Consider the following 22,044-nt stretch of genomic DNA (forward strand, 5'->3'; position numbering starts at 1 on the left):
AACATAACTTTCGAAAAAGTTTAAGATTTAACTATCTTACCGATGTTCCGGTAAAATAATGGGATAAGATTTGCCTATAGTTATATCCATTATCTGCCATGCCTTTTGCTCCCCATTGACTCATCCCAACTCCATGTCCTTGACCTTTTCCCCTAAAGACAAAATCTCCATCTACCCTGATTGGTAAGGATATAAAAGAAATATCCTTTGTTCCATCTTTACCCTGAACCTTTATGGAAGAATTGGTTAGGGACATTTTTTCTATTCCACCATCGGCGCTGATTGTATATATTCCATCAAAATTTATATTCTGGATTGCTATCTGGTTTTCCCCAATTATTGATAGAGAAGGGGTTTCACTTGTGCTTGCTCCCTCTTTTATTATTTCAAACATTCTGCTTTCTAAGCTGATTCCATTGGTCTTAAAAAATGTTCTTGTACTCTCCTTTGTAAGCCTTTCACTTCCTCCTGTTCCTATTATGGTTAATTCCTCTACCCTTCCTCCCGGGGTATAACTATTGATTTGGATATCCATTACACTTCCTATGTCTTTTCCATTATTTCGTAAAAGTTCCCCCACTTGTTCTTTATCAAAAGCCCTAGTCCAAGTATAGGATTCGTCTTCATAGGGGTCCATAACTGCTCTTAAATAAGGAAGGGGAGCTACCCAAACATTCTCTGAGTCCTCCGTATACCCTCCGCTTCTTGCAAAGTAAAATGCTTCTACTATTTCATTATCATAATATAGCAGTTCCTTATATGTTTCATCTACAGCCCTATTGGTGTTTGGATTTTCATTATCATATCCTTTGTACACTTGGCAGTGTTCTCCATCGCACATATACCCACTATTTTGATGTTTCTTCATATTAAGTATAGCATAGTTTCTAGCAACCACCGCCTGTGCCTTTAATGCTTCCATATTCCAGGAGGGCGGCATCTCTGAAGGCACCACACCATAAAGATATTCCTCTAGTAAAATCACATTAACTGCTGTAATACCGCTGCCATTATCCCTTCTAAATTCTACTCTACCACGATATTTTCTATCTCCTAACTCTACTATTTCCTCTGAATACTTGGAGCCCACCCCTGAAATTTGTGGATAAGTATCCCTGCTTTCAAAAACTGCTATAATCTCATTATTATTTTTCATAAGCATACGAGTTGAATCTGGTTCCTTTATAACACTCTCCATATTAACTATATGTTTTATGGCTTCTGCCTCCTTATAAGAGCTAAAACCCCCTATGTACACATACCAAGTAGAATAGGATAACCCCACGGGAAAGGCTTCTAATCCATGGCCTCTTAATCCTTCCGCTAATAAGACAGCCTCCTCATATGTATTAAATTCCTGATTAATTGATATGAAATAATCTTGTGTAGGAACCATCGAAAATCCCCTGTCAGATTTAAGGATAGTTACAGGAATGAATTCCTCTTTTATATCATATCCCAATAAGATTTCTTGGTTTTTTATATTAATGCTATTTGCATTCTTGTATTTATATTCTAGACCTACCCTTATCCATTTAGGCATATCCAATAATGCCTGTGTTTTTGTAGGAAAGTAAAAACCAAGTACAATAAAAATGAAAAATACTACGATTCCCTGTCGGGTTACCCTTCTCACAAAAATCCCCCTTAAATAGTTATTAAAGACTATTATAAGGGGAATAATGACAAAAATCCATAGTTTCTTATATCTATTTTATATTTTTCCCAATAAGTATCTGAATATAAAGAACTTAAGTTTTCCCTTCCTTTCTTTTATATCCTTTAACAATTTTCTGTAAAACAAATGCATTATTTTCTTTTCTTCTTCATTTAAATCATACTGACTATATCTAGCCTTAATAAATAATTGGGTAATCGTTTTATCCCCAAATATCTTATCCATTCGGTCTGAATATTGAAGTGGGGTTTCCGTATCCTTCATCGGATATTTTAAGAGTTTTCCTATTTTAAGGTATTCATCATATATCATGATAGCAGTTCTTTTTCCGTTCATCCTAAGGATACTCAGTCTTTTCCAATAATATTTAATCCTATTAAATAAAATTATAAAGGAAATACCTATTCCAATGAAGCCATAAAAGTTAATATAATTTCTTTTTTCATTTTCTTCTTTTTTAAAATCATCAATTTCAATATCTGTATTACTATGCTGACCCATTAGATATTCAATATACTCCTTCGGATAATACAAATCATAAAGAGCATCGTTAATAGGCAAACTGTATTCCATTTGGAGTGAAGGGGTGGGTTCAAAAATTATCCATCCGATTCCTTCAAAATATACTTCTGTCCATGCATGGGCCTGTTTGTTCGTAATCAAGTATGTATCTCCTTCTTTTTCATTATCCTCGGATACAATATATCCTTCTACATACCTAGCAGGAATACCTAAAGCCCTAACTAGCACAGTCATTGCCGTGGCATAATAGGTACAATAACCCCTCCTTGATTCAAATAAAAAATAATCAACGAAATCCCATCCTTCAGGGTTTTCCCCCGGGGTAAGAGTATACACATAGCCTTTCGCAAAGTATTTTTCAATCGCCTTTACCTTGTCATAATTATTTTTTTCTCCTTTTGTAATTTCTTTAGCAGTATCTTTCACCCTTTTGGGTAGAGTGTCAGGTAAAAAAAGATATCGTTCGTTGACTTCTTCCGCCCTATCTATAAGTCTACGAAGAATTTCCTTTCTGTTTTTATCTCCTTCTCTACTTTTAATAATTTCCCTATAGTTATCTTTATATAGATTTTTTTTACTTTTTCTCATTAATTTTATAAAATCTTCGTCTTTTTGTTTGGATTTATACAAATCTACAGAATAACTAAATCCTTTGGTCTCAGCCTCATTTAATGAAAGAACTCCTCCCTTATCCGTCATTATCTTTGGATGCCTGATAGAATTAAAACCCAGTTTATATGCTCTTTGCGGCATAAATAAACTCTTCGTAATGATGTTATTGTACTTTATTGTTATCTTCTGATTGTCAAAATACTTATATATATCATAATCACCGCCAACAAGTTCATAAATTCCTTCTTTTGTTTCAAAACTATCGAAATAAATCCTTTCCCAGCTTCTTCCTGTGGTTGCTTCATTATCTAAATTAATCCAACTATGCCCCGTGTATATCTCTTTTACTGCTGCCGTAAGATATGTCTTTTCTGGGGCTGTAACCTTCAAAACCAATAAATCACTGAGATTTATATCTCCCCCTAAATAGCCGTCATCTTCCCCTAGCCCCGCAGAGGCAACGGAAAAATAATCTTCTGCATAGTAATAAACTGTTTTAGCTGCTATTTTTCCTATTATTCTATCTACCCATTCCATATTCACAATATGATTATTAGAATAGTAAAATGAAATAGAAAAAATTACAATACTTAAAATCCACCCCCAAGACATAAACTTTAAAAAATACATTGGATCATTTTCATCAATATATTTATTAAATTTATAAAAGCTATGCTTAAAATAATATAACAAACAAGAAAATAAAAATAAATATAAGGTCCATTGAGATTTCATATAATCTCTATACCATAGAAATAAGAAATACCCACTGCCAATAGATGCAATCCATAGATAATTCCAGTTCTTTTTAGTGAATATGTATATTAAAAAAGTTATGGCAATACATATAATGATTGTTATTACCTTGGCGTAAGTCCAATTTACAGGTACAAAACCATCTTTGTAATCATTTAGCCATATAAAAAATCTCCGGGTTCCTTCTATTATTATTTCTATTTTTTGTCCCTTGTAAATATAAAACATGCCCGCTACTAGTGATAATAACAAAACCAACAAGCTAAGATAAAAACTTTTTTTATTTATGCAAATTATGGAACAAACAAGATAAACTATGATTATTATTTTAATTAAAGAGATGGCAATGGGAGAAAAACCCATATCAGCTACTACCATATAGACAATAGAAAAGCTCATGATGGCTATTAACAAAAAATTAATTAGAATTTCACTTATCTTTTTTTGCACCATAGGCTAACACCCCAAAATTTGTTTTATATCATCACTAATCTGCACCTCATAAACAACAACCCCTATTTCCCTTAATCCTTTTAAGATGCTTTTTTCTTCTTCATTCCCCTTTTTCCTTATTTCCTTAGGGGAGATATAAATCAATATAATATCATAGCCTACAAATCTAGCCTCATAAATCTGTTCGTATAGCTTATATTCTAGATTGGATGTAAACAATATTATATTAGTTTTCGGGATATCTTTTCTTAAATACATACTCATCATATCTGTCAAACTAATGTCTTGGTTAAATTTAACCCCCCTCATAAAATCATAAAAGGTTTTAAAGTCTAGCGAATTCCTTCCCTTTAGCATCCGTATCCCTTCATTGTAATAAACCAATTCTACGGGAATCCAGTTCCTAAGACAGTAATAGACAATGGTAACAATGCATTCAACCACTTGATCTTCTAAAATTAAATTTTGTTCTGCATAATATGAGTTTTTCTTTAAATCTATAAACATAACTACAAAGAGTTGGGCGGTATTATCATAGTTTTTTACCATCCATTCATTTTTCTTAGCTGTTAATTTCCAATGAACTTTCCTAAGTGTATCCCCATAAGCATATCCCCTTATATCTGATATGCTACTCATATCCTCTACATCACTTTTTATGATGGTATCTGACTCATGTATGTATGATGTGTTCATAGGAAATTGGGTAAGAAAATTTATTCGGGGATACACCTTTATTTCCCTTGGCTCCCTTATATAATAGTAAAAAGAAAATATCCCTAGGATGTCTTTTATTTCAATATACTCTATTCCAATTGGATAATCTCCTCTATACTTACATTCCCACTGGCAATTCACTTCTTTATGGCTAAAAGGACCCAATGTAAAAGTTATTTTTTTGGCCTGTCTATTAAAAGTATAATCCTCACCATAAAATCCTATCTTTATGCAAGGATATAAGAGAAGCCATTCATTATGAATGCTAAATTTAAAATTGATTTGTTCCCCTTTCATGATACTTTTTTTATCAACTGTTTGCGTATATTTAAAACAGTAATAAAGCAATGCCCCATAAGCAAAAGATACTAGCACTAAAAATAACACAGTATAAAAAAACATTGAGGGTATTTTCCCAGGAAAAAAATATATAAAAGTTATTATCATAGGGAAAATAAGTAAATAAATAGGCTTAGTTCTTATCATACTAACCTTCTTTCCTCCCCCATGGCAAATACTAATTGATTACGGGGACTTTTACTTTTTTATGAATAATAAATTCAATAATTTCCCTAGAAGATATGTTTCTAAGCTTCGCTTCTTGTTTTATAGTGACTCTATGGGATAATACTGGGACTGCCATCTTAATAATATCATCAGGTATTACATAATCTCTTCCTTTATAAAAAGCCCATGCCTGGGCAGCCCTAAATAAAGATAGGGACCCCCTAGGGCTTGCCCCTAAAGTGACATCAGGATGTCTTCTTGTTTCGCTAACAATATTAACTATATAATTAACTAGTGCGGAATCTACATAAACTTGTTTTACTGCTTCCTGTATTTTTGAAATTTCCTCATGACTTGCTACATCCTCCAAACTTTTTAAAGGATTTTTATGTTGAAAGTTAATTAATATTTCTACTTCTTCCCCAGCTGTAGGATAACCTATATCAAACTTCATAAAAAATCTATCTAGCTCAGCTTCGGGTAAGGGATATGTACCCAAATATTCTACTGGATTTTGGGTTGCTAATACCATGAATGGTTTAGGAAGGGGATAGGTTGTTCCATCGACAGTTACTTGGTTTTCCTCCATGACCTCTAAGAGACTTGCCTGAGTCTTTGGGGAAGTACGATTAATTTCATCAGCTAAAATAATATGACTCATTATAGCCCCAGGCCTAAATTCGAATTCCCCTGTTTTTTGATTATAAATTGAAAATCCTGTGATATCTGATGGAAGCACATCGGGGGTAAATTGGATTCTCTTAAAAGAGGCATTAAGGCTTTTTGCAATAGATGATACAAGGCTAGTTTTTCCCACCCCCGGAACATCTTCAATTAGGACATGCCCATTACACATTAATGCTACTAAGGTTAATTCTATTGCATTTTTCTTACCAACAATAACCTTTTCAATATTGTTAATAACTTTTTCTAATACTTCTTGTCCATTATTCATATTAACCTCCATTCCGCCGCCTAGGCATAAATTAGGAATTAAGATTAGTACTAAAGATTTCATGATAAACACTTGTTGTCTATTTTCCGAATTAATTATATATTATATTATATCAGAAAATGTTGTAATTTAATACTATATATTTACTAAACAATGTATCAAATATTAAAATATTAGCACATTCAGTATATATAACTTGTTATCCACTTAATATAAATTGTGCATAATTATAACACCCAAAACCTAGCAATATATATGCAAAATGACAAATTCACTTATATTTATGTGTAAGTTTTTAATATCTATTTGAATTTTTTTACATTTATGGTATAATTCATTACTGTACTGATTCTTATTTATGATATGTTTTTATAGCAGATATTGTATTAAAAAACTCAAAATAACAAAAAATAAGGGGGATTTTATTGTGAAAAACCGTATTAGTGTATTACTTGCAGACGATAATAAGGAATTTTGTGAGATTCTCGAGGACTACTTCGAAAAACAAAATGACATGGAGGTTATTGGGGTTGCTAAGGACGGAGTAGAAGCTTATGATATGATAATGGAAAAAGTACCTGATGTTGTAATATTGGATACGATTATGCCTCGATTAGATGGATTGGGGGTGCTAGAAAAGCTTCATTCTTCCGCCATAAAAAAATCACCCGTATGCATTATGCTATCGGCAGTCAATCAAGATAAAGTCACACAAAAAGCTATGCGATTGGGGGCAGAATACTATATTGCTAAACCTTTTGATATGGAAACTCTTATGCTAAGAATTAGGCAACTTACAGATCTTGTTCCAGTACCCAAAGTAGATATAAATTGTTCCCATACTATTGACCTTGACAATAGATTCCAAGTACCTTCCTCCCATCAATTAGAAGCTGAAGTTACATATATTCTTAGGGAAATAGGTGTTCCCGCAAATATAAGAGGATATCACTATCTACGCCACGCCATTACTATGGCAGTTAATAATATGGATATACTAAATAGTATTACAAAGGAATTATATCCCTCTATAGCTAAAAGGTTTAATACAACCTCAAGCCGAGTTGAAAGGGCTATTCGTCATGCCATAGAAGTAGCCTGTAATCGTGGTAGTATCGATACCATGCATAAATTATTTAGCTATACTATAAATAACAATAAAGGGAAACCTACCAATAGTGAGTTCATAGCTCTTATCGCCGACAGATTAAGACTTAATTTAAAGATTGGATAATTAAATCCTAGAGTTCCATGGACTCTAGGATTTTTCAACTTCATATTGCCCTTATAGATTTCATATAATATACCATTATATGTTTATTTGGGAGGAAAGGCTATGAATCAAAAAGGAAAAATTAAACATGTTTTCCCTGGCGGAAATACAACTAGGGGATTTGTATCCTTCTATGACAATATCTTATTCCAAGAAGAAGCTAATAGGATTATTGTAATCAAAGGTGGTCCGGGAGTAGGGAAATCATTTTTTATGAAAAAAATAAGTGATAGTTTTCTTAACCTTGGCTATCACCTTGAACACCATCACTGCTCCTCCGACAGTAATTCCTTAGACGGAATCGTTATCCCCGATATTAAGATAGCTTTTTTAGATGGGACTGCCCCCCATATGGTAGACCCCTTAACCCCCGGTGCCGTAGACGAAATCCTTAACTTAGGGGACTTTTGGGATGAGGAGGGAATTAGAAAAAATAAAGATAATATATTAAAGGCAAATAAAGAAGTAAGCAGATTATTTAAAAAAGCATATTCTTATCTTGAGGCCGCATTTGTAATATATGAATCCTGGCGTGATACCGAAAGTTTAGCCTTTAATAATGCTAAGGCTAATCTCAAGGTTGAAGAACTTATAAAATCCTTATTTGAAAACTACCCTGTTACTGAAGATATCGGCAGAGATAGGCATTTATTTGGTACTGCCATAACCCCTAATGGACTAATAGAATACCTTCACACAATAATCGGGGGTAGTAAAAATGTATATGTCATTAAGGATTCCCCCGGGGCATCTTCCAAGAACATGATGGAAAAGATCTATAAAGAAGCCGTTATGAGGGGTTTAGACGTAGAATGTTACCACTCCCCTATTGATGTAGATAAAGTGGAAGATATCATAATTCCTTCCCTTGATAGTGCAGTTACGGTTGTTAACAGTTATCATAGAGCTAAGATAATCCCAACCAATATAACCGATTTTACTTCCTACTTAAATGAGGAAAAACTTAGATATATTCAAGCTGAAATTGATAAGGATAAAAAACTCTTTGAAGATTTAGTACAAAAAAGTGTGGTTTTTATCCAAAAGGCTAAAGAAGCCCATGATAAGGTGGAAAATTATTATATTTCTAATATGGATTTTAATAAAGTAGATGGGATTATAAAAGCTACCATAGAAAGGATATTGCCCACTGAAATGTGAAATTAGTAAATATATGAATTTAATACTTATGAGTCGATATAAAATCGACTCTTCTTTTTTCGACATACCTTTCTATTGAACTTACTGTAAATATATGGTAAAATCTTCAAGGAATTAAAAAGAAAGGAGCTCATAAATGACTAAGTATATTAAAATCAAATCAGACACGAAATCACAAACTTTTCTATATCTCCTAGAAAAACAGGCAGAAAAAAATTATATAATTTTTAAGAAGGCTTTATATCCTTGGCAGAAAAATATTTATCTTTTTTTTAATGATTTAAAAGGCGCGGAATTACAATTTAACAAATTGGTTTCATAGATAAAGACATATTTTGAGTCTTCCTTCATATATATAAATTGTAAATACTTTATATGTAAGGAGGCTTTATATGTCTTCCACGAAAATAATTGTTCTCAGGCTAAAAGAGGTAATTTATACATCTTTATTTGCTATTGTAGGATTAATACTCCTACTCATTCTTATCTTTAAGTTTATTCCTCAAAAAAGGCAATCCTCTGCCCTCTATGAAGCCGGAATCTATACCGTTCCAATAGAATTAGAATATGCCAACTTCGATATTTCAGTTACAATTGAAAAAGATAAAATCACATCAGTTGAGCTAATTAACTTTGATGAAGATATGGCTATGATGTATCCCCTTATGGAGCCTACAATGGCTTACTTAAATAAAGAAATCACTAAAAAACAAATGCTTGATGTAGGTTCTCCTAAGGAATCACCCGAAACTGCTAAGTTTCTTCTCGAAGGAATAAAAGAAGCCTTAAATAAACCTAATTAACGCCAATTTTCCCAGTAATCCTTTTCCTCACCGCTATCTACCGCAGCTAGATACATATCTGCTATTTTAAATAATTCAGATTCATCCTTTAGGATATAGTACTTTTTACCATCTTTTTCTTCTATATTTTGCTCTAATTTTCTACTCTTTTTTGACAGAGATAAGAAGTCTTTTTCCCATTGTAAAGCCTTTTCCTCACCTAATTCTTCATAACCGACTATTTCAGCCTTTATTTCTTCAATGAAGTCTTCTAGCAACATTTTAATCATTATTTTTCCTCCTAAGTGATAATTTATTATTATTATATCACAAAAAACAACCCATTATAAAAATTTATAATGGGTTGTTTTCTTAGAAACTAGCTAATCCCGCAATAACAAATACTGATATGTAACAAATACAAATTACAACTGGAACAGCTATTCCTATGATTAGTAAGGTCTTTCCAAATCTTCTTTTTTCTTCAGAACCGTTTTTATCAGTCATCCATATGATTCCTACTATAATCCCCACTATTGGGAATAATAGTGATGCAATAATAAGTAATGCTTTCAATCCCCCACCTAACTCTTGTTCCATGTTTTCCCTCCTGATTGTTTGTTTTATCCATTGACATTTTATATTATATTCTAATGTATTTTAAAAATCAATAGAATTCCTTAGATTGAACTGGAATATATCAAAATGTTTTGGTTATTATAGACATCTATTGATTTTTAATCTAAAAACAGTAAATTTTAATTGTGTATTTTTTATTCGTCTGCAAATAGTAATATAAAGCACGATATTTTAGCTACTAGAAAGAAGGGATAATATGACAGAAGTTTTAACTAGTGAACAACTTATATATGAGCTTAATAATTTAAAATGCCTGATAAATGATTTTGATTACTCTGAATTAAATAATGTTACTTTCTTAAATCTTGAATCACTTTATACTTATATTGCAGAATTTGATGGTAATCCTTTTCAGAGGCAGTATGAGGCCCTACAAGCTGCTTTAGATGTGGTACAACCTTTTATTCCCTTTGCAACAGGCGATAAGGCAAAGGAATTTTTATTACAAGTGAGTAAAGCTGAATCTGATGATGAAATCCAATGGTTAAAACAAGAATATACAGATAGAATGCGATTGGATTTTGTAAATGCCATTAGGCTGACCTCTTCTGATGATGAATGGGATGGTTTAATCCAAATATGCGAGAGTATAAGGCAAAGTAGAGAGGATAATTTTTCTTATAATAATTGAATATTTATGAACTATATCTATAAAGCCTTCTGATCCATCTTGGTAATAAATATAATTCAAAAAAAGTAAATAATATGTTTCTATACATTATATGCTTTTCGATTTTACCCTTTATCCACCCTCTTTTTACTTCTTTAGGCACATGGTACACATGGGGCATATATACTTTTTTAACCTTACCCTTTATTTTATTAATATGCTCAGTTATTACAAGCTCCACCCCATACCTGTTATCCTCCCATATAGGTATTTGTTCTAAAACAATCCGTTTCACCAATCTTTGCCCCGATAAAAAAGGGGCAATTTTGTGAGAAATATCGGTAATAAGCCTACCTTTAGTAAAAAGACCCAATACCATATCTACATCTTTCTTTAGTGTATATTCAATCATTGTAACAATATGTTCTTTTTTTAATCCACATAAATCTGCATCTAAAAATAGTATCCATTCTCCCGTACTTTCTATTATGCCTCTTTTCATGGCTGCTGCTTTCCCATAATTCTTTTGAAAATCTATAACAGTAACAGGATATCTTCTCGCTTCTCTAGAGGTTTCGTCCACCGAACCATCATTAATTACTATAATCTCTTTAATAAGGTCTAAATCCATTAGTGGAGCTAGTACCCCTCCTATTCTTCCTTCTTCGTTATATGCAGGAATAACAATAGAAATATCCATAAAAATGCTCCTTTCTATCCATATAGTATTCTTAGTATAATCATATTTATTTATGCAAAATTATAATCATAATTATGCATTGACGTTTTTAATTTATAGGTTTACCATAATACTATAGGTTCTTGTAAGAAGAAGCTTTTTGGTATACAATGAAATAAAACCATAGGAGGGGTGCTGGTGTTTCAATCAACTAGTGAATTAGCTATAAACAAATTGATACTGCTATATCTTATATCTAAAATAAAAATGCCTTTATCCCATGCACAGATTACTCAGTTTATTATGGATAAGACCTACACCGATTATTTTTCTCTTCAACAGTACCTAACAGAACTATCAGAATCAAATTTAATTATAAAGGAATATCAAAATCATACTACCCGTTACACCATTGCCAATAAGGGCCTTAATGCCTTAGAATATTTTAACACTCGTATTCCTGGTAATATAAAATTAGAAATTGATCGTTATGTACAAAAAAATCGCCAGCACCTAAAAAAGGAGCTGGAGATTATTGCTGAGTACACTCCTGAAAAACACAATGAGTATATTGTACACTGCAAGGTAAAGGAAAATGATACCACCCTTATTAATTTGGAAGTTAATGTTGCGTCAAAGGAACAAGCAAGGCTAATATGTGCTAATTGGAAAACAAATGCCCAACATTTGTTTGGCTCTATTCTATCAAGTCTGGTCAACACGCCTTCTAATTAACTGCTCTTAATTAAAAATTTCTCTTTTTTTAGCTTCTTTTAGGAGCAGTTCGTATTTTTCACGAGCAAACGCCAAGGCAAGCCTTGCTAATTTTATATTGGTATACTCCACTGTTTTACCTTTATCTTCTAATTCATCAACTAGCCTTTTTGTATCTTCTACATCTTTTTTTAATCTCTCTATCTCACTTATTAATCTTTCGTCATCTAAGCTAAAATAATCAGTTGTCCACTCTTGTATTAGTTTCATGGAATTCCCCCCTTAACAACTAAAAACCTAGAATCAGCGATAAAAAACCTATCCTTAGGATTCTGCGCATAAGTAAAAATCTTAAACGTCTAAATATATAATATTCCATCAGAACCATTTTAACACAAAATTAAATTTATGTTACAAAAAAGGAGTGCAAAAAATGCACTCCTTTTAATCAGTCTATTTACTTACAATTCATAATAAGTTCAATTAACTTCCCTTGTTCCTTGGCAGCTTTAATCATATCCGCATTAATCAGACTTCCCGTCTTGGCTATTAGTATTCCCCCATTACCCACAATATCTTTTAGAACAATTTTACCAGTCAAAAACTCCATTTGCTTTTGTTCGAATGCTTCATTTTTCTTATCTTCTTCTGGCTCTTCTTGGGAAAATCCTGCTTGAGCATTCTGGAAGTCTTTTAATACTCTATCAATCAAATCCTGATCGCTATTTTTTATGGTATTGCTATAATCTTGGTTTAATCCCTTATTGCCTTTTTTTAATTTAAAAGATAGTTCATCATTTGCTTTTTTATTTGGTCCAGAGTCGAAATAAATTTCTAGTGGCCCTTCCCTATCATTTTCCCCATCAAAGCTAATTTCAAAACCTTTGTCTTCAAAATCGAGAATATCTTCCTTGGAATTAATAGTTGCTTCTTCCTCCATTATTCCCTCATCAATATCTATAAAAAAGAATTCTTGATTGTTTAGTCCTTTATTATTGCCCATTAATACTTCTTCTGACATTTCTAAAGCTGCAGCAATTTCTGATGGTTCTATGGGGTCTTCAAATTGTAAGATCGAAGGACATTCTATTTCTTCTACTTCTTCTACTTCTTCTACTTCTTCTACTTCTTCTACTTCTTCTGCTTCTTCTACTTCTTCTACTTCTTCTACTTCTTCTGCTTCTTCTGCTTCTTCTGCTTCTTCTACTTTCTCCGTTTCTTTTTCATTTTCCTCAAAAGACATTGTTATAACTTCTTCCTGCTGATCTTCTAAAGTATAATCTATAGTTTCTGCAGAATCCTTATTATATCCTACAATGCCTTCTTCATCGGATTGCTGAAAAAATTTGATGGTTCATCCGTTGTTAATTCCTTTTCTGATTCAAGCAGATTATTAGCAAAGTTTTCTTCAAGAATAATTAAGTCTTTACCAAAGGTGATTACATCTCCCCTAGGTACAATCTTAATTCCTAAATCATCGTTCTGCTTTTGTATAAATTCTAACCCCGCAATATTAAAATCTTCATCAACATAAAAATCTCCGCTTTGTCCAATTAAATTCCCTTTTTGGGTCAATATATCTGTATTTTTAATCTGGACATTTTTTTGTAATAATTCTATTGCCTCTGGCACATTGCTTATATCTATCATTACCTGTTCATTTGGAATAGTTGCAGCATATTCTCCCACACCAATAATGTCTTTAGTTGAAATAACTAAGGAGCTTATTGTCTTTTCACCCGTTTCCACTAATACATAATCAATAGAACCATTCTTTCCGTTTACAATTAGGTTGTTCACCTTACCAACATTTTCTGCACTGGAAATGCTTATGATTGGAAGGCCCAAAATTGATTTTGTTTTCCTCATATTCCTACCCCTTTACTAAAATATTTATCAATACCTCTATTTTACCCTTATTATGACAAGTATTCAATAGTTTTTACAAAAAAAAGTCCGATACTTCGGACTTCTTCGATTCTACCTTAAATCTCGATATTCATCATCCATTGGCATTACCGCCCAACAGATTATATAAAGTAAAACTCCCGGAAAACCTGTACTCATAACACTAAGCAGGGCCCATAGTATTCTAATTAATGTAGGGTCAAAATCAAAATACTCCGCTATTCCTCCGCAAACTCCTGCTATCTTTTTATCTCTGCTAGATAAATGCAGTTTTCTTTGCATCATACTCCCTCCTTCTTTCAATGACTTCCCAAAGTATAACCTTTTATCCATAACTTTTCTTCATCAATATATACGTTTTACTATAACAAAAGTTTATTATCTCTGATAAATTTTATATTTAATCTACCACCCATTTATCAAAAACATTCCATATTTCCTCTGTTCCTTGTTTCGTCTGGGCAGAAAAGGGAATGAGTTTATGGTTAGGGTCCATGTTAAGACCTTTTTTAATAATTGCAAGTTGTTTTTGAAGTTGGCTTCTTTTAATTTTATCCATTTTAGTGGCTATTACTAATACATTGTTTTGATAATGACAAAGCCAATCATACATCATTTTATCATTTTGCCCTGGTTCATGTCTTATATCAATGAGCAGAACCACTTGCTTTAATTGTTCCCTATTGATTAAATAGCTCTCTATAAACTTTCCCCATCGTTCCCTTTCTGTTTTGGAAACCTTAGCAAAACCATAGCCTGGAAGATCTACAAAATATAATTTTTCTTCAACATTATAGAAGTTAATGGTTTGGGTCTTCCCCGGTTGGGCACTGGTTCTAGCTAGGGCCTTTCGATTAATCAATGAATTGATTAAAGATGATTTTCCTACATTAGATTTTCCAGCAAATGCAATTTCATTTAAATCAGTATCAGGAATTTGACTCTCGCTTCCACATACAAATTCTAATTCCACATTGTTCACTAACATAATAAATTTCTCCTTAGTGTGATTATACTATTTTATCGACTTTTTTATATCTAGAAGGTCTCCGGAAACATTTACGGAATCCTTGTTTTCTGATTTGGTAGAATTAATAAGGGCGTGATGTAAAACTTCTTCCATAGATTTTACTAGGACAAATTCCATATCTTCCTTCGCCGAATTAGGAATTTCATTAAGCTCATTCTCATTTTCTAAAGGAAGGAGTACCTTTTTAATCCCTGCTGCCTTTGCGGCTAATACCTTTTCTTTTAACCCTCCAATAGGCAATACCCTTCCTCTTAGAGTTATTTCCCCCGTCATACCCACATCGTTTCTTATCGGGATATCGGTAAGGGTAGAAATCATAGCCGTTGCCATGGTAATACCTGCTGAAGGTCCATCCTTTGGAACAGCTCCCTCAGGTATATGAATATGAATATCCTTATCCTTATAAAAATCTCGATTTATCCCTAAATCTTCTGCTTTAGATCGGATATAACTTATTGCTGCCTTAGCAGATTCTTTCATTACATCTCCAAGCTGTCCTGTCAATTCGAATTTTCCACTTCCACCCATGATGTTAACTTCAACTAAAAGGGTATCTCCCCCAACAGGAGTCCATGCAAGTCCCCTTGCAATGCCGATTTCTGCTTCTCCAGTTATCCTATTTAATCTGTATTTTTTTACTCCTAGGTATTTTTCTAGATTGGATTCTGTAACCCGAATTAACTTTTTATCTTCTTTTATTATTATTTTGGCTGCCTTCCTGCACAGTTCCCCTATGACTCTTTCTAGTTTACGTACCCCTGCCTCTTTTGTATAATAAGTGATGATGTCTTTTAGAGCCTTTTTACTAATCTGAAGTTGTGATTTAGTCATTCCATGTTTTTGTAGTTGTTTCTTAATTAAATGATTATAGGCTATATGGAATTTCTCTTCCTCTGTGTAGCTGGGTATACTGATTATTTCCATCCTATCTAAAAGGGGCCTTGGAATAGTATCTAAGGTGTTTGCCGTAGCTATAAATATAACATCTGATAAATCCACCGGCAGTTCTATATAATGATCTATAAAGGCAGTGTTTTGTTCTGCGTCTAAAACTTCTAACAGTGCTGCTGAAGGGTCTCCCCTAAAATCTGTGCTCATCTTATCAATTTCATCTAAAAGCATAAGTGGGTTTTTTGTTTTTGCCTGTTTAAGTCCTTGAATAATCCTTCCAGGCATAGAGCCCACATAGGTTCTTCTATGGCCTCTTATTTCCGCCTCGTCCCTAACACCTCCTAAGGATATCCTTATATATTTACGATTAAGTGCCTTTGCTATGGAGTTGGCTATAGATGTTTTCCCAACCCCTGGCGGTCCTACTAGACATATTATTGGGCTATTAAGTTTAGGGGCTATTTCTCTTATGGATAGGAATTCTAGTATTCTTTCCTTTACCTTCCCTAAACCATAATGATCTTCATCTAAAACCTTCTCTGCTTTTCTTAAGCTATGGGATTCTTTGGTTAGTTTAGTCCATGGAATATTCAATATCCATTCTATATAGTTTCTAATTACAACACTTTCTGGTGAAGAAGATGGGACCTTTAACATCCTTTGAAACTCCTTTTCCAGGCTTTTCCTAACCTCTAATGGGGGTTCTATTTTATCCAGCCTTTCTTTATATTGATTAACTTCCCCTTGTATTCCCTCCTTATCCCCTAATTCTTTTTGAATAATTTTAAGTTGTTCCCTAAGATAATATTCTCTTTGGGACTTATCTATATTCTTCTTTACCTTTTCTAATATTTCTTTTTGAACTTTAAGGACTTCCACTTCGGATTTTAATATTTCAATAAGTACAACCAGTCTTTGTTCTTCATCAAAAGTGCCTAGAATTCTTTGCTTATCTTCTAATTTTAACTGTATATTGGAAGCAATGGCATCTGCCATAGCCCCTGGTTTATCCATAGATATAATATTCCTAGTGGTCTCGGCAGAAATCCTATTATTTGCCCCTGCATATTCCTCAAAAATTTCTGCCCCCGCCCTGATAAGTGCATGGGTTTTAAGATCATCGTTTTCTTCTTTATAAAGTTGTTTTTCTACGTTTACTATAAAGTAAGGACTTTCTTGTTCAAAGGAAATTATTTTCCCCCTTTTATCTCCCTCAACTAAAACACGGATGGTATTGGTAGGAAGTTTTAAAATCTGTTTGATTGAAGCAATAGTTCCTACAGTATATAAATCACCAATTTCAGGTTCTTCTATAGCTATTTCTTTTTGTGCTACTAGGAATATGGGTTTATCACTAATCATAGCTTCTTCTAAAGCTTTGATGGATTTTTTACGGGCTACATCAAAATGTAAAATCATATTTGGAAATACAGTAAGCCCTCTTAAAGCAACCAAAGGCAACTGTAATATGTGTTTTTTATCTTTTTTTGCCATGTCTTTCACCTCATAAATTATGTCTATATGTAATTATGCTTATTTAGTTGAAACTTGTCAAATTCAAATTATTTCCTAGCTTTTTCTTTGAATAAAATTTACCCTTTCAATCGGTAGTTTCCCCAGATAATTTGATTTTAGATTTTATTAAATAAAAAAGAGACGTTTAGTGTTTACGACTCTCCTTTAAATAATGTTATTTATTATCTTATCTTTTTTTATCTTTTCCATATAAATATGTCGAAGGCTTGGGGAAATTTCTTTTTCTTTATATTGATTATAACCTAGTTTTTTATATAAACTTATATTTCTTTGACTTTTATGCCCCGTAAAGATTTCAAATCTGCTGCAATCTTCAAAGATTGCTTCGATTTTATTAATAAGCTGAGTCCCTGTCCTTTGATTTTGAAACTTAGGATGTACCACAAGCCTCCCGATATGACAAGTTTCTCCTTCTCGATAAGCTCTTACCGAACCGATAATAACTCCATTAATAATAGCTTTTAAAAAAAAACATGTTGAAAATTCCTTTTCTATTTCATCTAAAGTCTCAATTAGTGGTAACATCTGGTAATCTCTATAAATTTCGGCTTCACTTAAATAAGCTTGCTTTTGTAATAAAAGAATTTCGGCTAAGTCCTTAACTTGTGCCTGCTTAATAATCACTCTACAACCTCCATTCTATTACTCGTTCCTATTTAAAAACCAATGACAGTATTTTCATTGCTTGTATGTTAAGAATTATACCATATCTAAATCAATATTCTCAAGGTATATTCAAAAAATACTTAAATCAATATTTATTTACATACTCTGCACTTTAGTAATTGATTCTATTGCATCTGATATCCACAGAGGTTTATCCTAAGATGCAAGAAGGGCCTTATGTAATCATAAGGTCCTTTTAAAACTACTAATATATTATTACTATGAAAATAGTAATGGTTGTATCATCAAAGTCCTATATCCCTTGAGCCGTTAGTACCTCGGATGTGGCATTGGTCTTTGAAATAGTTTCTTCTATCACTTCCTCAAACACTTCTTTTAAGACTTGATTTATGGTTTTAACAGGTATCACTTTTACATTATAATCGCCAAAAGTTTCTTGCCAATTATCTGCCGGAATAAATACTTTTTCGATTCCTGCAGCCTTAGCCGCATTAATTTTGGCATGCACTCCTCCTACAGGATGAATGTTTCCTCTTATGGATATCTCCCCTGTCATAGCTATTTTGTTGGATATTGGCTTTTTAAGTATTGCCGAATATACCGAAACAAATATTGCAATCCCCGCTGAGGGACCATCTACAGGCATCCCTCCTGGAAAATTAATATGGATATCGTAATCTTTATATTGAATATTTAATATATTTTTCATTGCTGTTAGAACATTTTCAATTGAGCCTTTTGCAGTACTCCTCCTTTTCATTTTGCTATTACCTTTATTTAGTTCTTCTTCAATGATTCCTGTTACTGTTAAAGTACCTTTAGACTTTTCTTCTGCTATCTCTGCTATTACCTCAATTTCAAGCAATGCCCCCATCCTAATACCATAAACAGCAAGACCATTAACACAGCCGATAGTTTTTTCTGAGGAAATCTTTTTGTCTAATCTCCTACTATACTGCCCAAACTCAATTACCCATTCTATATCTTTAATTGTAACTTCTTTTCTATTTTCAATAGTAGCTATACATCCCGCAGTTTGGAGAATATTTACCGCGTCTCTCCCATTGCTTGCATAATGGGTGACTAAGTCAGCCACTCCATTATCTAATGTCAATGCTCCTTTTTTAGCTGCATTTTCAACAATCTTGGCTACATCGTCTTTAGTGAGGGCCTCAAAAAATATCTCTGTACATCTTGAGCGAATAGCGGGGGGTATTTCATCCGGTGTTCTTGTAGTAGCCCCAATTAAGCGAAAATCTGCCGGAAGACCATTTTGGAAAACATCATGAATATGATTAGGGATATTAGAATTCTCTGAAGAATAATAGGCACTTTCTAAAAAAACCTTTCTATCTTCTAGGACTTTTAAGAGCTTATTCATTTGTATGGGGTGAAGTTCACCTATCTCATCTAAAAAAAGCACTCCACCATGAGCTTTGGTTACTGCTCCTGGTTTTGGCTGAGGTATTCCTGCACTTCCATAAGCCCCCGCCCCTTGATAAATCGGGTCGTGAACTGAACCAATTAAAGGATCTGCAATCCCTCTTTCGTCAAACCTGAGGGTGGTTGCATCCATTTCGATAAAATGTGCATCTTCCTTAAAAGGTGATATAGCCATCTTCTTGGCTTCTTCTAATGCAACCCTAGCAGCAGCGGTTTTCCCAATTCCTGGGGGACCGTAGATTATTACATGCTGTGGATTTGGGCCACACAAAGCAGCTTTAAGGGCCCTTAGACCCTCATCTTGTCCAATTATCTCTTTAAAAGAAATAGGACGGGTCTTTTCTGATAATGGTTCTGATAGATGGATTGACCTTAATTTTTTTAGCTTCTCTAGTTCCTTTTTTGACTCTTTTCCTATAGAAATTTTGGTGGTTTGCTGAGTTTTAAGAAGTGTAAAAAAATAAATCCCTATAGTAACTGTAAATACAAATTGGATAATGATTAAAATATTGCCCACTTAATATCCTCCTATCTCACTCTGATGCTAATTTACCTTTAGTATGCACAATCATAAGGTTTTTATTACAATAAACTAAATTCGGACATAATAAAAGAATGCATCTTACGATGCATTCTTTTATTATTTATTTAGGCTGTTTCGCCTCTTTTAGTTTTTTTCTTCCTTGCCTTTTTAATAGGTTGCTTATTTTCATTAATAACAAGCTCAGGCATTTCTTTAGTCTCAACTGTATTTTTTGTAATAATACATTTTTCTACATTCTTAGTGGTGGGTACCTCATACATTACCTCTATCATCATTTCTTCAAGGATTGCTCGAAGTCCCCTAGCTCCTGTTTCTCGTTCAATAGCCTTTTTAGCTATTAACTCAAGGGCTTCCTGCTCAAATTCAATAATAACATCATCCATTTCAAACAATTTGATGTATTGTTTAATAAGTGCATTCTTAGGTTCAGTTAAAATCTTTATAAGAGCATCCTCATCTAAACTATTTAATGATACAACGACAGGAACACGGCCAATAAATTCTGGAATGAGGCCAAATTTAAGCAAATCCTGTGGCAAGAGGGTGTCTAGTATTGCACCAATATCTTTATCCTTTTTTCCCTTTACCTCAGCCCCAAAGCCTATACCTTTTTTACCAACTCTTTTTTCGATAATCTTATCAATTCCATCGAAAGCCCCGCCACAAATAAATAGTATATTAGTGGTGTCAATTTGAATAAATTCCTGATGGGGATGCTTCCTTCCCCCTTGGGGCGGAACAGAGGCTACAGTTCCTTCTAAGATTTTAAGGAGGGCCTGTTGAACCCCCTCACCACTTACATCCCGAGTGATGGATGGATTATCGGATTTTCTTGCAATCTTATCAATTTCATCGATATATATGATGCCCTGTTCTGCTCTTTCTATATCATAGTCTGCTGCTTGAATAAGTTTAAGTAAAATATTTTCTACATCTTCTCCTACATATCCTGCTTCAGTCAAGGAAGTGGCATCTGCTATAGCAAAGGGAACATTCAACATCCTTGCCAAAGTCTGTGCAAGCAATGTTTTCCCTGATCCCGTGGGCCCAAGCATTAATATATTACTTTTTTGAAGTTCCACATCATCATATCTATTATCTGAAAATATCCTTTTATAATGATTGTATACTGCCACTGCAAGAGACTTTTTTGCTTTTTCTTGGCCAATTACGTATTCATCCAATGTAGCTTTTATTTCTCTTGGCTTGGGAATATCAGAAACTTCGCTACTCACTGGAATTTCATCGAATTCTTCATCGATAATTTCAGAGCATAAATCTATACATTCATCGCATATATAAACTCCAGGCCCAGCAATCAATCTTCTTACTTGTTCTTGGGTTTTTCCACAGAATGAACATTTAAGCTGTTTTTTTTCTTCATATCTGCCAGCCATTGACTCACCTCTTATTTATTTACTTTCTTGCTGCAATAACTTCATCGATTATACCATACTCTTTAGCTTCAGAAGCCAACATGAAATAATCCCTTTCCACATCTCTTTCAATTTTGTCCAAAGGTTGCCCTGTATTTTCACTTAGCATTTCATTCATTCGTTTTTTGATTTTAATGATATGCTCAGCATGGATCTGAATATCCGTAGCCTGACCCCTTGTACCCCCTAGAGGTTGATGGATCATTACTTCAGCATTAGGAACTGCAAATCTTTTTCCTTTTGCCCCCCCACTTAGAAGAAAAGCTCCCATGCTAGCAGCCATTCCTATACAAATAGTTGATACATCAGGTTTAATGTAATGCATGGTATCGTAAATTGCCATTCCCGCTGTAATCGAACCCCCAGGGCTATTGATGTATAGATGTATATCCTTATCGGGATCTTCTGCTTCTAAAAATAAAAGTTGCGCTACAACTAGGTTAGCGGTAATATCGTTTACTTCTTCTCCTAAAAAAATTATTCTATCTTTAAGAAGTCTAGAAAAGATATCATAGGATCTTTCGCCTCTATTAGTCTGCTCCACTACTACTGGTACTAAACTCATAGATAT

At 33.4% G+C, this 22,044-nt stretch carries 23 protein-coding genes; 6 read left to right on the top strand and 17 right to left on the bottom strand.

Features of this window, described 5'->3' with window-relative positions; all coding sequences use genetic code 11:
- Positions 1-31 precede the first annotated feature (31 nt).
- The 4 genes from GX308_03290 to GX308_03305 form a co-directional block, all read right to left on the bottom strand.
- Complete coding sequence (locus GX308_03290; GenBank protein NLK21117.1) at positions 32-1,636, bottom strand: SpoIID/LytB domain-containing protein; 1,605 nt, start codon at positions 1,634-1,636, stop codon at positions 32-34.
- Positions 1,637-1,714: 78 nt separating this feature from the next.
- Complete coding sequence (locus tag GX308_03295) at positions 1,715-4,021, bottom strand: transglutaminase domain-containing protein (protein ID NLK21118.1); 2,307 nt, start codon at positions 4,019-4,021, stop codon at positions 1,715-1,717.
- A 3-nt stretch (positions 4,022-4,024) separates the two neighbouring features.
- Entirely contained in the window at positions 4,025-5,224 is a 1,200-nt protein-coding gene (locus GX308_03300; protein ID NLK21119.1) for a DUF58 domain-containing protein, read from the bottom strand.
- Positions 5,225-5,255: 31 nt separating this feature from the next.
- Positions 5,256-6,200, bottom strand: coding sequence for a MoxR family ATPase (locus tag GX308_03305; GenBank protein ID NLK21120.1), 945 nt, complete (start codon positions 6,198-6,200; stop codon positions 5,256-5,258).
- A gap of 424 nt (positions 6,201-6,624) precedes the next feature.
- On the opposite strand from GX308_03305, the gene spo0A reads away from it, so the two are divergent.
- The 4 genes from spo0A to GX308_03325 all read left to right on the top strand — a co-directional run bounded on the left by spo0A (position 6,625) and on the right by GX308_03325 (position 9,437).
- Entirely contained in the window at positions 6,625-7,434 is an 810-nt protein-coding gene (spo0A, locus tag GX308_03310; GenBank protein ID NLK21121.1) for a sporulation transcription factor Spo0A, read from the top strand.
- A gap of 102 nt (positions 7,435-7,536) precedes the next feature.
- A complete protein-coding gene (locus tag GX308_03315) occupies positions 7,537-8,634 on the top strand; it encodes an ATPase (protein ID NLK21122.1) in 1,098 nt (365 codons plus the stop codon).
- A gap of 136 nt (positions 8,635-8,770) precedes the next feature.
- Positions 8,771-8,956 (top strand): hypothetical protein, encoded by a 186-nt coding sequence (locus tag GX308_03320; protein ID NLK21123.1) that lies wholly within the window; start codon positions 8,771-8,773, stop codon positions 8,954-8,956.
- Between the two features lie 70 nt (positions 8,957-9,026).
- Positions 9,027-9,437, top strand: a complete 411-nt coding sequence (locus GX308_03325) for a hypothetical protein (GenBank protein NLK21124.1) — start codon at positions 9,027-9,029, stop codon at positions 9,435-9,437.
- Here GX308_03325 and GX308_03330 read toward each other — a convergent pair.
- Both GX308_03330 and GX308_03335 read right to left on the bottom strand, forming a co-directional pair.
- A complete protein-coding gene (locus GX308_03330; protein ID NLK21125.1) occupies positions 9,434-9,706 on the bottom strand; it encodes a hypothetical protein in 273 nt (90 codons plus the stop codon). The genes GX308_03325 and GX308_03330 overlap by 4 nt on opposite strands.
- Positions 9,707-9,788: 82 nt before the next feature.
- On the bottom strand, positions 9,789-10,016 hold the full coding sequence (locus GX308_03335) for a hypothetical protein (GenBank protein ID NLK21126.1): 228 nt from the start codon (positions 10,014-10,016) through the stop codon (positions 9,789-9,791).
- Between the two features lie 235 nt (positions 10,017-10,251).
- Between GX308_03335 and GX308_03340 the strand changes: the two genes are divergently transcribed.
- Positions 10,252-10,686 carry a hypothetical protein gene (locus tag GX308_03340; GenBank protein NLK21127.1) on the top strand — a complete coding sequence of 145 codons (435 nt, stop codon included), beginning with the start codon at positions 10,252-10,254 and terminating at the stop codon, positions 10,684-10,686.
- A gap of 4 nt (positions 10,687-10,690) precedes the next feature.
- On the opposite strand, the gene GX308_03345 is transcribed toward GX308_03340, so the two are convergent.
- A complete protein-coding gene (locus tag GX308_03345) occupies positions 10,691-11,365 on the bottom strand; it encodes a glycosyltransferase family 2 protein (GenBank protein ID NLK21128.1) in 675 nt (224 codons plus the stop codon).
- A 177-nt stretch (positions 11,366-11,542) separates the two neighbouring features.
- On the opposite strand from GX308_03345, the gene GX308_03350 reads away from it, so the two are divergent.
- A complete protein-coding gene (locus GX308_03350; GenBank protein ID NLK21129.1) occupies positions 11,543-12,079 on the top strand; it encodes a DUF4364 family protein in 537 nt (178 codons plus the stop codon).
- Positions 12,080-12,085: 6 nt separating this feature from the next.
- Here the strand turns inward: GX308_03350 and GX308_03355 are convergent, their stop codons facing one another.
- The 10 genes from GX308_03355 to clpP form a co-directional block, all read right to left on the bottom strand.
- Positions 12,086-12,328 (bottom strand): DUF2508 family protein, encoded by a 243-nt coding sequence (locus GX308_03355; GenBank protein ID NLK21130.1) that lies wholly within the window; start codon positions 12,326-12,328, stop codon positions 12,086-12,088.
- A 187-nt stretch (positions 12,329-12,515) separates the two neighbouring features.
- On the bottom strand, positions 12,516-13,301 hold the full coding sequence (locus GX308_03360; GenBank protein NLK21131.1) for a hypothetical protein: 786 nt from the start codon (positions 13,299-13,301) through the stop codon (positions 12,516-12,518).
- Between the two features lie 68 nt (positions 13,302-13,369).
- The gene (locus GX308_03365; protein NLK21132.1) at positions 13,370-13,927 is read right to left on the bottom strand and encodes a hypothetical protein; all 558 of its coding nucleotides are present in this window, start codon (positions 13,925-13,927) and stop codon (positions 13,370-13,372) included.
- Between the two features lie 111 nt (positions 13,928-14,038).
- Positions 14,039-14,248 (bottom strand): PspC domain-containing protein, encoded by a 210-nt coding sequence (locus GX308_03370; GenBank protein NLK21133.1) that lies wholly within the window; start codon positions 14,246-14,248, stop codon positions 14,039-14,041.
- Positions 14,249-14,366: 118 nt separating this feature from the next.
- Positions 14,367-14,954: a YihA family ribosome biogenesis GTP-binding protein gene (locus GX308_03375; GenBank protein NLK21134.1), complete on the bottom strand. Its 588-nt coding sequence runs from the start codon at positions 14,952-14,954 to the stop codon at positions 14,367-14,369.
- A gap of 27 nt (positions 14,955-14,981) precedes the next feature.
- A complete protein-coding gene (gene lon / locus GX308_03380) occupies positions 14,982-17,381 on the bottom strand; it encodes an endopeptidase La (protein NLK21135.1) in 2,400 nt (799 codons plus the stop codon).
- 186 nt (positions 17,382-17,567) lie between these two features.
- Positions 17,568-18,047 (bottom strand): GNAT family N-acetyltransferase, encoded by a 480-nt coding sequence (locus GX308_03385; GenBank protein ID NLK21136.1) that lies wholly within the window; start codon positions 18,045-18,047, stop codon positions 17,568-17,570.
- A gap of 295 nt (positions 18,048-18,342) precedes the next feature.
- Entirely contained in the window at positions 18,343-20,010 is a 1,668-nt protein-coding gene (lonB, locus tag GX308_03390; protein NLK21137.1) for an ATP-dependent protease LonB, read from the bottom strand.
- A gap of 131 nt (positions 20,011-20,141) precedes the next feature.
- The gene (gene clpX, locus GX308_03395; protein NLK21138.1) at positions 20,142-21,434 is read right to left on the bottom strand and encodes an ATP-dependent Clp protease ATP-binding subunit ClpX; all 1,293 of its coding nucleotides are present in this window, start codon (positions 21,432-21,434) and stop codon (positions 20,142-20,144) included.
- A gap of 19 nt (positions 21,435-21,453) precedes the next feature.
- On the bottom strand, positions 21,454-22,038 hold the full coding sequence (gene clpP / locus GX308_03400; protein NLK21139.1) for an ATP-dependent Clp endopeptidase proteolytic subunit ClpP: 585 nt from the start codon (positions 22,036-22,038) through the stop codon (positions 21,454-21,456).
- Positions 22,039-22,044: the final 6 nt, after the last annotated feature.

The sequence above is a fragment of the Candidatus Epulonipiscium sp. genome (genome assembly GCA_012519205.1).
Lineage (GTDB): Bacteria > Bacillota > Clostridia > Lachnospirales > Defluviitaleaceae > JAAYQR01.